This is a genomic window from Methanopyrus sp. SNP6, assembly GCF_002201895.1.
Taxonomy (GTDB): Archaea; JAADCQ01; Methanopyri; order Methanopyrales; family Methanopyraceae; genus Methanopyrus.
In genome coordinates, this window is record NZ_CP019436.1 from 1220539 (window position 1) to 1232666 (window position 12128).

Below are 12128 nucleotides of genomic sequence, written 5' to 3' on the forward strand. Positions count from 1 at the left end.
GATCGTGGATGTGAAGCTGGTAAGCAAGATCCTGGGAACCGTCATGAAAGTCGCCGCCGTGCTCCCGCTACTACCTCTCCCGATTTCGCTACTTTACGGGGAATTAGATTGCATCGCTCCTCTCCTCTTGACTTCCATCCTCATGTTCGTCTTCGGGATCACCCTCGAGCGGATCGCGAGGGTCGAGCGTCACGTCCGTCCGAGACATGCGATCGTCGCCGTGCCCATAATTTGGCTCGTTATTCCACTCTTCACATCGCTTCCTTACCGGTTCTGCGAACACATGTCGTGGCTAGACGCTTACTTCGAAAGCATGTCCGGATGGACTACGACAGGTCTCACCGTACTCCCTGACATCGATCACGCGCATCGTACGATCCTGTTCTGGAGAAGCCTCGAGCAGTGGGTAGGAGGATTAGGCATCGTCGTGTCGATTATCAGTATCCTCAGGTTCGAAACACCGAGCCTTCTGTACGTCGCCGAGGCCCGTGAGGAGCGGATCAGACCGAACGTCGTTAACACAGCGAGAGAGATGTGGAAGATTTACATTACGATCACCGCGGTGGGTTTCCTAGCCCTGTGGGCCGCGGGAATGAATCCCTTCGACGCGCTAAACCACTCCATGACCGCTGTTGCCACCGGAGGGTTCTCCACGCGGTCCGAGAGCGTCGCCGCGTGGCACTCACCGGCCGTTGAACTAATCACGGTTGTTCTCATGGTGCTCGGAGCCACCAGCTTCGTAACTCACTACAGGGTAGCCAAGACCTTCCGTACGTCCTCCATTGAACTTCCAGCGCGGATTATTAAGGCACTTCGACAGTACCTCCAAGATCGACAGTTCCTCACCATGATCGGTCTCGTCATCGCTGTCACCGCGTATGCGAGCTCGGTATCCGGCGACCGAGCGTGGGACATCGTCCGGTACTACGGGTACCAGGCGGTGTCCGCCATCACCTGCTGCGGATTTTCCAATGCGGACGTTCAATCGTTTCCCGAATACGTCAAGCTGGCCATAACCGTACTCATGATAATCGGAGGATCCACGGCCTCTACGGCAGGAGCCATCAAGATCCTGCGCTTCCTGATCATGGCGGAAGCCGTGAAGGCGGCCATAGCACGCAGGACTCAACCTATCCGAGGCATCGTCGTTCCTCGCATCGGCAGTAGGGTACTCTCTTATGATGAGATCTCCGACGCGTTCGCGATCGCCTCGGCGTACTTGTTCTTCCTACTCATAGGCACGCTGCTGCTCACGGCGTACGGGTACCCTCTGGTCGACGCCCTGTTCGAGGTCGCGTCGGCACAGGGCGGCGTCGGACTGTCCTCGGGGATCACGGCGCCCAATGCGCCGGCGTTCGTGAAAATCCTGCTTATCTTCCATATGTGGATAGGTAGATTGGAAGTCCTTCCGTGCCTAGCGGCCCTCTACTGGCTGGCTTTGATCCCGAAAAGGCTCGTCGTCAAGGGTAAGGACTGACCCTTCGCCCTCCAGGGTGAGGTTCTCCGGGGGCAGTGTCATGTACGTAGTTGTCGTGGGGGGCGGACGCGTCGGTAGGATACTGGCCGAGTTGCTGATAGCTCACGGTCATGACGTCGTCGTGATAGAAAAGGATAAAAGGAGAGCCAGGGAGCTCGCGCAGTCTGAACTGGACATCCTGGTCATCCAGGGAGACGCCACCGATCTCGACGTGTTGCAGGACGCCGAGATCGAGACCGCGGACGTCGTCGCGGCCGTGACCGATAAGGATGAGGTTAATCTCGCCGTATCCCTAATAGCTAAGGAGGAATTCGGTGTCGAGCGGGTCGTATCCCGTGTGACTGATGACAGGTTCGTGGACGTATTCCGACGCCTAGGAGTAGACGCAGTCGTAAACCCCGATCGCAGTGCCGCGCAACTTATAGAGAAGGCGATTACGAGGCCTAATCTCGTAGATATGATTATGTTCGGGCGCGGCGAGGCCGAGCTCTTGGAGTTCGAGGTAACCGAAGACTCTCAAGTATCCGGGAAGAAAATCTCGGAGATTCCGGCCGACTGCGTGATAGTAGCTATATATCGGGATGATGAGCTGGAGCTGCCCCGCGGCGACACGGAAATAAACCCTGGTGATCGGGTCCTCGTGCTCGCGCTACGTGACAAACTCAAGAAGGTCGAGAAGCTCTTCAAAGGCCGCGACGAAGGGGAGTGACTCACATGGCGTCCGTCGCTCAGGTTCTAGACCGCATCCGATCCGCCGAAACTGAGGCGCAGCGTAAGGTCGAGGAGGCTCGTGAGAAGGCCGAGAAGATCGTCGAGGAGGCCGAGAAGGAAGTCGAGGAAATCGTCAGGAAGGCTCGCGTGGAGGCCGAAGAGGAGGCCGAGAAGATCCTCCAGCAGGCGCTGAAGGAAGCCCGTGAGGAGGCTCGTAAAGTCCGCGAGGAGGGTGAGCGGGAGATCGAGAAACTTCGAAGTCAGGCCGAGGAGAGACTGGATGAAGCCGCAGATGCCGTCGTCGGGCTAGTTCTGGGGGAGTGAGTAGTGGCCATCGAACCTATGCGTGAGGTCTTCGTGTTCTGCTTGGACGAGAAAGTGTCGGACCTACTCAAGCGGGTTCAGCTCGAGGGTTGCCTCCATGTCGAGGATTTCTGGGAGGCTCACGGAGTCGAGAAGTTCTACGGTGTGAAGCGCCCGGAGGTACCTCGGGAACTGATGAAGCTCACCGACGTACTCACACGGCTCGCTAGGATCGAGGAATCGCTCCGTCGCATCCATGAGGAGGTTCGGTCCACCGGGTTACTCGACGCATTGAGACCGATGTTCAGTGCGGAGCGGCCCGAAACCGTGGAGTTCGAGCTCAAGCCGACCGAAGAGATCGTAGAGGACGCGAACGAGTTCCTCGAGGAACTGGAGTCCAAGGCCATGGAGAAACTGAATCGGCTGAACGAGCTCAAGGACGAGCTCGAGCGACTCAAGGAGGCGCGTTCCTTCCTGGAATATGTCGAGGAGGATTTCGACGTCTCCAATTTGGGAGAAGGACCGCGTGTGGTAGCTCGACTCTACACCGTACGGGCCGACTCTTGGGACGATCTAGTCCAGGAGCTCGACGGCGGACCCGCGTACGTGGGTAAGGTAGGGGAAACCGAAGACGGTGACCCCATAGCAGTGATAGCGTTCCCGAAGGGTAGCAGGATAGAGTCCGAAATCCGCAGGTTCGGAGCCATGGAAGAGGAGGTAGTGAACGAGGTTCTAGAAGGTCGTGAAGGTTCCGTTCAGATAGTCCACGAGGAGTTGGCTGAGGAGATCGAAGAAGTCAAAGACGAGCTCGAGCGAACGAAGCATGAACTCGCGGAATTCTACGAGGAGCATGGTACGGAGATCCGGGCGTGGGTGGAGCTTCTGGAGAACGAGCGCGAGCTGTTCGACGTGTTGCCTAAGCTCGCCATGACTGACAGAACCTACTTGATCTACGGCTGGGTGCCGGAGAAGGAAATCGACAGGTTCAAGGAGGTCGTGAAGGAGGCTACCGAGGGACTATGCGAGATAGTAGTACGAAAGCCATCGGACCTCGAGAACATGCCCGTACGCCTACGAAACCCGAGGTTCATCCAGCCTTTCGAAACCCTCGTGGAGATGTTCTCCCTGCCGAAGCCTACTGAGATCGATCCAACACCGATAGTGGCGGTATTCTTCCCGATATACTTCGGTTTCATCCTGACGGATGCCGCCTACGGAGCCATTCTCACGGCGCTGGCCGCAGCGATCCGTATCGGAGCGGGACGGGTCGACGAGAGCATCCGGAAGTTCTCCGAGATACTGCTGTACGCTGGTATCGTCACGATCATCCTAGGTGTACTTACCGGCGGTTACTTCGGGAACCTGTTAGGGATCAAGCCCCTATGGGTAGACCCGATGAGGGATCCGATCACGATACTCATCGTGGCGTTGGGCTTCGGAGTTCTCCATGTCGGTATCGGGTTGATACTCGGAATGTACATCTCCCTCAGAAAGCAGCGTGACATGAGATCCTTCATGCTCGACTACCTGTGCTGGTTCCTGATCCTTCTCGGCGGTTTGCTGGTGGCGGTAGCGTACAAGACGGGTGGTATTTACACGCCACTCGGATACGCCGGAACCGCCATCGCGGTAACGGGTTTCGCCCTCGTACTGGCCGGTCACAATCTCCTGGGTGTTCTGGACACTATCGGGTTCATGGGCGACATACTGTCCTACTCACGACTGCTAGCCGGGTGTCTGTCAACCGCCGGTATTGCGCTGGTGGTTAACCTGCTGGCTAAAATGGTCGAAGGACTCGGCGTGGCAGGGTATGTGATCGCAAGTATCATCCTCATCGGTGGACACGTGTTCAACATGGCAATGAACGGGCTTGGAGCCTTCGTGCACAGTCTACGATTGCACTACGTCGAGTTCTTCAGCAAGTTCTACGAAGGAGGTGGAAAGCCGTTCGAGCCGCTAGAACTCAAGGGTGAGCACGTAAAAATACGCGCTTGAGGGGGAAATCCGGATGGTGAGTACCGAACTCATGATCGCCGCCATCGGAGCGGGTCTGGCGGCCGGCGTCGCGGGTGTGGGTTCCGGTATCGGTCAGGGTATCGCCGCTGCCGCCGGTGCCGGGGCGGTAGCTGAAGACGAAGCGACGTTCGGTAAAGCGATCGTGTTCTCGGTGCTCCCGGAGACCCAAGCGATCTACGGACTACTCACCGCGATCCTGATCATGGTCGGAGTTGGATTGCTCGGAGCTGCGAAGGCCGTTACCGTGGGTGCCGCGCTGGCGGCCCTGGGTGCTGGTCTCGCCGTGGGACTCGCCGGCATATCCGGTATCGGTCAGGGTATCGCCGCGGCCAGCGGAATAGGGGCAGTACTCAAGGATGAATCCCTCTTCGGTCGAGCCATCGTCTACGCCGTATTGCCTGAAACCCAAGCCATCTACGGGCTGCTGGTGTCGATCATCATCATGGTCGGCTCCGGTCTGCTCGGAGGAGCCGGTGGCAAGGTCTCACTGGGAGCGGGACTGTCGGCGATCGGTGCTGGACTGGCTGTAGGGCTTGCCGGGACTTCTGGTATTGGTCAAGGTATCGCGGCTGCCAGTGGGATCGCGGGGGTCCTACGTAAGGAGGAGCTTTTCGGTAGGTTAATAGTCTTCTCGGTGCTCCCGGAGACCCAAGCGATCTACGGACTACTCACCGCGATCCTTATCGTCAACTTCGTCGGTCTGCTGGGAGGCTCCGCCAGCGTTTCAGTCGGTGCGGGTCTCGCGGCGATCGGTGCTGGACTGGCTGTAGGGCTTGCCGGGACTTCTGGTATTGGTCAAGGTATCGCGGCTGCCAGTGGGATCAAGTCCCTGATCGAGGAGGAAGGAGTGTTCGGTCGGGCGATCGTATTCTCGGTGTTGCCGGAGACTCAGGCCATTTACGGGCTGCTAGTAGCGATTTTAGCGCTGTTCTCATTGCTCAAGCCGGATCTAAGTCTAGCGGCGGGACTCGCGGCTTTAGGAATGGGTCTCGCAGTCGGAATCGCTGGTACTTCGGGTATCGGCCAAGGTATCGCGGCTGCCAGTGGGATCGCGGGGGTCCTACGTAAGGAGGAGCTTTTCGGTAGGTTAATAGTCTTCTCGGTGCTCCCGGAGACCCAAGCGATCTACGGACTACTCACCGCGATCCTGGCGATGTTCTTCTTGGGCTCCGGAAAGCCGACACTGGCCGCGGGACTAGCTGCCGTCGGCGCGGGTCTCGCCGTGGGCTTCGGAGGAACGTCTGGTATCGGTCAGGGTATCGCCGCGGCCAGCGGGATCAGGGCGATGATAGAGCGTGCCGAACTCTTCGTACGGGGGATGGTCCTCTCTGTACTCCCGGAGACGCGAGCCATCTACGGGCTGTTAGTAGCGATACTGGCGCTCTTCATGATGAAGTCGGGCTCCGTCGGTGCCGGCTTGGCGCTCATCGGAGCGGGTATGGCGGTAGGTCTCGTGGGTGTTTCTGGAATCGGTCAGGGCTTCACCGCGGCGACGGGCGCCTCCACCCTAGTGAAGAACGAGGGCTTCTTCGGTCGAGCTATCATCTTCTCGGTGCTCCCGGAGACCCAAGCGATCTACGGACTACTCACCGCGATCCTGATCATGATGTTCGCCGGAATACTTGGTGGATCGGGAGCTAACATCGGACTGGGAGCGGGCCTCGCCGCGGTCGGTGCCGGTTTGGCGGTCGGACTGGCGGGTAGCTCCGCGATCGGTCAGGGTATCGCCGCGGCGGGCGGTATAGGAACGTCCGCGGAGATGGAGGAACTCTTCGGCAGATCGGTGGTGTTCTCGATCCTGCCGGAGACACAGTCCATATACGGACTACTTATCGGCATCCTATTAGCAGTGTTCGCGATGAAGGCCGGTTCCCCGGTAGGCGCGGGACTCGCGGCTCTTGGGGCGGGATTGGCTGTCGGAATCGCCGGCTTTTCCGGTATCGGTCAGGGTATCGCCGCGGCAGCTGGTATTGGAGCATTGAAACAGGATCCGGGCTCGTTCGGTCGCTCGCTGATCTTCTCGATCCTGCCGGAGACGCGATCCATTTACGGGTTGTTAGTGGCGATACTAGTAATGGTCGGACTCGGCCTGATGGGAGGGGCTTTCAGCGGTAACGAGGCCGTCGGCCTAGCGGCCCTCGGCGCCGGTCTGGCCATCGGTTTAGCGGGTCTATCGGGAGTCGGTCAGGGAGTTACGGCCGCCACGGGTATCAGCAGCGTGGTGAAGGACCCAGGGATGTTCGGCCGTTCATTGCTATTCTCGGTGTTCCCTGAGACTCAGGCGATCTACGGACTGCTGATCGCCATCCTGATCATGATGTTCGCCGGCATACTCGGAGGACCCAAGAGCCCGGCCTTGGGTGTGGGACTCGCTACCCTCGGTGCCGGTCTAGCCGTCGGAATCGCTGGTACTTCGGGTATCGGTCAGGGTATCTCCGCGGCAGCGGGAGCTCGGGCGACCGCCGAAGATCCAGGTAACTTCGGCCGGTCCATCGTGTTCTCGATCCTGCCGGAGACACAGTCCATATACGGACTGTTAGCTGGGATCTTGGCTCTAACACCGGTGCTGACAGGGGCCGGAGCTCACCTGGCGGCCGCAGCCGGTCTGATCGGTATAGGTGCCGGTCTAGCCGTCGGAATCGCTGGTACTTCGGGTATCGGTCAGGGTATCGCAGCAGCAGGAGGTACCGGTGCACTCGCGGAACGTACGGAGATGTTCGCCAGGTCACTGATCCTGTCCATCTTACCGGAGACACGATCCATCTACGGACTGCTGATCGCCATCCTGAGCATGTCACTAGCTGGAGTGCTTGGAGGTGCTGGCAAGGTGAGCATAGCCGTAGGCTTCGCAGCCGTCGCCGCCGGAATTGCAGTAGGTTTCTCGGGACTATCCGGAGTCGGACAGGGTATCACGGCAGCCCGCGGTTCCGCCTCGATGGTGAGACGGGAGCAGGTGTTCGGAAAATCCCTTGTGTTCTCAGTGCTCCCGGAGACCCAAGCGATCTACGGACTACTCACCGCGATCCTGATCGTGTTCGCCGCCCTCGCGGCTTCCTAATCACCATACATTCTTCGCTAAGTTGGGGTGTCACACATGGGTGTAGAGGAGCTCGAGCGTAAGATCCTGGAAGATGCCGAGAAGGAGGCCGAAGAGATTCTAGAGGAGGCGAGACGAGACGCGGAACGTATCCGTGAAAAGGCGGAGCGTGAAGCCGAGGAGGTGCGTCGAGAGATTTTAGACCGTGCTCGGCGTGAAGCCGAGACCCGACGGAGACGCGAGATAGCACAGGCAAAGCTGGAGATCCGTCAGGAGAGGCTTCGGGTTAAGGAGGAGTACATCGAGAAGGCGATCGAGCTGGCCGAGGAGAAGATCAGGGAGCTGGCGGAGGAGGGTCGGAAGGAGTACCTAGAGTTCCTCAAGCGTTCCGCCATTGAGGCCGTGAACGCGATTTCCTCCGATGAAGTCGTGCTCCGAGCCAACGAGAACGATCTGATGCTGCTGGACGAGATGCTCTCGGAGATCCGTGACGAGACCGGTAAAGACGTCGAGCTGGGCGAGCCGGTGGAGGCCGTGGGTGGTGTGATCGCGGAGAGTAAGGACGGCTCCGAGGCGTACGACAACACCGTCGATGCTCGGATCCGTCGCCGACGCTCCGAGATAGTTAGACGAGTCTCGGAGACGCTCTTCGGGGGATAATCCTTGCTAGGACTGGCCGGCCTGCAAGATTATACCCTTCTTGCCGTCGGGATCATCGCGCTGGTCACGGTGCTCTCGATAATCTTGTCCATACCGATCACCGACGTCGTTTGGCGGTACGCCCCCTACGCTTACCCACTCCCAAGAGCCAAGGCCGTCGAGGCGGAGACACTATCAGATGAGGATTACGAGGAACTCAAGGACGCTCCGATGCGGGACCTGGTCACAAGGCTCGAGGAACTCGGAGTCGAGCCCGAAGCAGCCCGGTCGGTACTCGACGGGAACACGGCCCCCCTCGAGATAGAGCTCAAGCGCCGTGCCGTCGAGTCCGTAATGGGGAGGATCGTCGAGACCAGCCCGGAGGACGTTTCCGAGCTAGCACGGGCCCTGATGGCCAAGTACGAGCTAGAAGACATCAAGGCGGTACTGCGTGCGCGTCATGCGGGTGAGGAACCAAAATACCTCGTGGACGCGCCCGTACTGCTCGGGGAAGAAACCTGGCGAGAGCTAAAGGAAGCGCGTTCAGTTCCGGAGGTCGTAGACCATCTACGCGGAACTCCGTACGACTGCGGATTAGAGGAAGCCCTGCGTGAGTACGAGGAGTCGGGTCTCCTACTGCCGCTAGAGTTGGCCCTCGATAGGGCTTATTACGAGCATTTGTGGGATCTGGTGGTGAGCGAGAAGGTCGACGAGGAACTGGCCAGACTGGTCGGTCTTGAGATCGACCTATACAACGTGGAGGTTGCGCTTCGAGGTGCGATCCTGAACCTGGACCCGGAACGTGTGCTCGAGGCTATGGCGGAGGGCGGTTGGGAGCTAGCCGAGTGGAGGAAGCGGGAGCTGGCGGAAGCAGAAGATCCACTAGAGGTCGTTGAGAGACTCTCAGGGACCTCCCTCGGGTCGTACCTGGAGGAGGCCGCCGAGGAGTACTCAGAAGGACGTGGAGTCCAAGTCTTCGATGAAGCCCTCCGTAAAGCCCGCTATGAGCTAGCCCGAGAGATCGCGGGATCCGATCTCATCGGAGCACCGGCCGTAGTACATGCGGTGTACGAAAAGCAGCGTGAGGTCGATAACGTGATCTCCCTCGTCAACGCCAAGGTGGCGGACGTCGAGACCATGTTAGTGTAGGGGGAACTACCCGTGTACGTAGTGGCCGCCGTGGTGAACGGGTCTGTCGCCTCTGGGTTCAGACTCGTTGGTGTGCGAACGATCGACGCGGACCGTGAGGACCCTAAGGAGGCCGTGAAAAAGCTAGCTTCAGATCCTGAAGTCGGGGTAATCATTCTCACCGAAGATGTGGCCGAAAAGGTGAAGGAAGAAGTAGAGGAGATTCAACGGGAGAAGGTCTCTCGAGGTGAGGCTACTCCTATTTTCGTGACCGTCCCCGGACCGGAAGGCCCGACCGAGGAGTTCGAGATCGAGGAGATAGTTAAAAAGGCCGTAGGGGTGGAGATCGACCTCGAACGCATCGAGCGTTAGGGGGATCTTCCGTGTCCAACGGCGTGAAAGGCGAGATAGTTAAAATCGCGGGACCCGTCGTGGAAGCGGTGGGTTGTGAGGGCGCGAAGATGTACGAGGTGTTCCGGGTCGGCAACGAGGGTCTGATCGGTGAGGTCATCAACATCGAGGGCGACCGGGCTACCATACAGGTCTACGAGGAGACTACCGGTCTGCAGCCCGGTGAGCCCGTCAAGGGTACTGGAGAGCTCCTGTCCGTGGAGCTAGGCCCCGGACTGCTTACTCAGATCTTCGACGGAATCCAGCGTCCGCTGCCCGAGATCCGTAAGGAGGTTGGTGACTTCGTCGAGCGTGGTATCCTCGTGCCGGCCTTGGACCGGAAGAAAAAGTGGGAGTTCACTCCTAAGGTCAAGGAAGGAGAAAAAGTCGAAGGTGGCGACATCCTCGGAACCGTGCCGGAGACGGAGCTCATCGAGCACAAGATCATGGTTCCACTCGGAATATCCGGTGAGGTAATCGAGATCGCGGCCGACGGAGAGTACACCGTGGAGGATACCATCGCCGTCATCGAGGACGAGGAGGGTGAGGAGCACGAGGTCACAATGATGCAGGAGTGGCCCGTGCGGAAGCCGCGACCTTACAAGCGCAAGCTCGACCCAGAGGAGCCCCTGATCACGGGTCAGCGTGTCATTGATACGTTCTTCCCCGTAGCCAAAGGTGGAACCGCCGCCATTCCGGGGCCGTTCGGGAGCGGTAAGACGGTTACTCAGCAGCAGCTGGCGAAGTGGGCGGACGCCCATGTAGTGGTGTACATCGGATGCGGAGAGCGTGGTAACGAGATGACCGAGGTGCTTGAGGACTTCCCGGAGCTCGAGGACCCACGAACGGGTAGACCCCTGATGGAGCGTACGGTCCTGGTAGCGAACACGTCCAACATGCCGGTGGCGGCCCGTGAGGCCTGTATCTACACAGGTATCACAATGGCGGAGTACTACCGGGACATGGGATACGACGTGGCGCTCATGGCTGACTCCACGTCGCGGTGGGCTGAGGCGCTGCGTGAGATTTCGGGTCGACTGGAGGAAATGCCGGGTGAGGAAGGTTACCCGGCGTACCTAGCCTCCAGATTGGCCGAGTTCTACGAGCGTGCGGGTCGAGTCGTCTGTCTGGGTTCCGACGACAGAGTAGGTTCGGTCACCGTGGTAGGAGCTGTATCCCCACCGGGTGGCGACTTCTCGGAGCCCGTGACGCAGAACACGCTCCGTATCGTGAAGGTCTTCTGGGCGCTCGACTCTAAGCTGGCGGACCGTCGGCACTTCCCGGCGATCAACTGGTTGCAGTCGTACTCGCTGTACTTGGACGACGTAGAAAACTGGTGGCACGAGGAAGTCGGCAACGATTGGAGGGAACTACGCGACGAAGCCATGGAGATACTCCAGCGCGAATCAGAGCTGGAGGAGATCGTGCAGTTGGTAGGGCCTGACGCGCTACCGGAGAGCGAGCGCTTGATCCTGGAGGTAGCGAGGATGATCCGTGAGGATTTCCTGCAGCAGAACGCGTTCCACGAGGTTGACACGTACTGCCCGCCCGAGAAGCAGTACGAGATGCTCAAGACCATCCTACACTTCAAGGAGAGGGCCGAGGAGGCCGTGGACAAGGGAGTACCGGTGGACGAGATCCTCAAGCTCGACGTCATCGACGACATCGCCAGGATGAAGGTGATATCCAACGAGGAAGCGAAGGATAAGATACAGGAGATCCGGAAGAAGATCGACGAGCAGTTCGAGGAGCTTATAGAGGAGGCCTCGTGAACCCCCCCCTCCCACCTAGATCGTTACGGGGGTCGTAACGTGAGAGAGTTCCTCGTACTGTTCAACCACGCACCTACGTCACCCGACCGTGTACGGCTCAAGGATCTTCCCGGCTCCGGACGCTTCGATCTGGTGTGTCGCGTTACGACCCAATCTCTACTGTATTCCCACGGGGTTCGTACGGATACGGTGGTACATCTCCTACTGCGCGGTCCTAACGATCCCCCGAAAACCATCACCGTGACGGGTCGTCGTGTGCGCCGTTTGTACCCTGACGAGCGTACCACTGCGATCCATCTTCGGCGCGCCCTCGCGGCAGACCCGGACACCGAACCTCATCCCGGGATCTTCGTCCGCCGTGCGGACCTCCAGGACTTGCTCGATGAGATGAAAGGTGCCAAGCTCTACTATATGAGTGAGGACGGCCGGGATTTAGAGGAAGTGGAACCGGAGCCCGATGCCGTGTTCGTCCTCGGAGATCATGAAGGTCCTACGCCGGAGCAGGATCGACTGTTGAGACGGCGTGCCGATGCTGTGATATCGGTTGGGCCGATCCCCTATCACTCCGATCAATGCATCGTGATCTTGCACCGGTACCTGGACGTGAAACGGCCGCCTGAATACGCTCACAGCGTCTCTAACGTTATGTAATCCG

10 protein-coding genes are annotated in these 12128 nt (G+C 59.2%); all 10 read left to right on the forward strand.

Features of this window, described 5'->3' with window-relative positions; translation table 11 throughout:
• The first annotated feature begins 4 nt into the window (after window positions 1–4).
• Genes BW921_RS06740 through trmY form a run of 10 tightly spaced genes read left to right on the forward strand, consistent with a single transcriptional unit; the run spans window position 5 to window position 12124 of the window.
• Window positions 5–1477 carry a TrkH family potassium uptake protein gene (locus tag BW921_RS06740; protein ID WP_148689102.1) on the forward strand — a complete coding sequence of 491 codons (1473 nt, stop codon included), beginning with the start codon at window positions 5–7 and terminating at the stop codon, window positions 1475–1477.
• A gap of 40 nt (window positions 1478–1517) precedes the next feature.
• Window positions 1518–2186 (forward strand): TrkA family potassium uptake protein, encoded by a 669-nt coding sequence (locus tag BW921_RS06745; RefSeq protein ID WP_088336124.1) that lies wholly within the window; start codon window positions 1518–1520, stop codon window positions 2184–2186.
• Between the two features lie 5 nt (window positions 2187–2191).
• Window positions 2192–2512 carry an ATP synthase archaeal subunit H gene (gene ahaH, locus BW921_RS06750; protein WP_088336125.1) on the forward strand — a complete coding sequence of 107 codons (321 nt, stop codon included), beginning with the start codon at window positions 2192–2194 and terminating at the stop codon, window positions 2510–2512.
• Window positions 2513–2515: 3 nt separating this feature from the next.
• Complete coding sequence (locus BW921_RS06755) at window positions 2516–4486, forward strand: V-type ATP synthase subunit I (RefSeq protein WP_148689103.1); 1971 nt, start codon at window positions 2516–2518, stop codon at window positions 4484–4486.
• Window positions 4487–4499: 13 nt separating this feature from the next.
• Window positions 4500–7565: a hypothetical protein gene (locus tag BW921_RS07915; protein ID WP_210400451.1), complete on the forward strand. Its 3066-nt coding sequence runs from the start codon at window positions 4500–4502 to the stop codon at window positions 7563–7565.
• Between the two features lie 36 nt (window positions 7566–7601).
• Entirely contained in the window at window positions 7602–8204 is a 603-nt protein-coding gene (locus BW921_RS06780; RefSeq protein ID WP_148689104.1) for a V-type ATP synthase subunit E, read from the forward strand.
• A 3-nt stretch (window positions 8205–8207) separates the two neighbouring features.
• The gene (locus BW921_RS06785; protein ID WP_148689105.1) at window positions 8208–9332 is read left to right on the forward strand and encodes a V-type ATPase subunit; all 1125 of its coding nucleotides are present in this window, start codon (window positions 8208–8210) and stop codon (window positions 9330–9332) included.
• 12 nt (window positions 9333–9344) lie between these two features.
• Window positions 9345–9683 (forward strand): V-type ATP synthase subunit F, encoded by a 339-nt coding sequence (locus BW921_RS06790; RefSeq protein WP_011019384.1) that lies wholly within the window; start codon window positions 9345–9347, stop codon window positions 9681–9683.
• An 11-nt stretch (window positions 9684–9694) separates the two neighbouring features.
• A complete protein-coding gene (locus BW921_RS06795; RefSeq protein ID WP_148689106.1) occupies window positions 9695–11473 on the forward strand; it encodes an ATP synthase subunit A in 1779 nt (592 codons plus the stop codon).
• 39 nt (window positions 11474–11512) lie between these two features.
• Window positions 11513–12124, forward strand: coding sequence for a tRNA (pseudouridine(54)-N(1))-methyltransferase TrmY (gene trmY, locus BW921_RS06800; protein ID WP_148689107.1), 612 nt, complete (start codon window positions 11513–11515; stop codon window positions 12122–12124).
• Window positions 12125–12128: the final 4 nt, after the last annotated feature.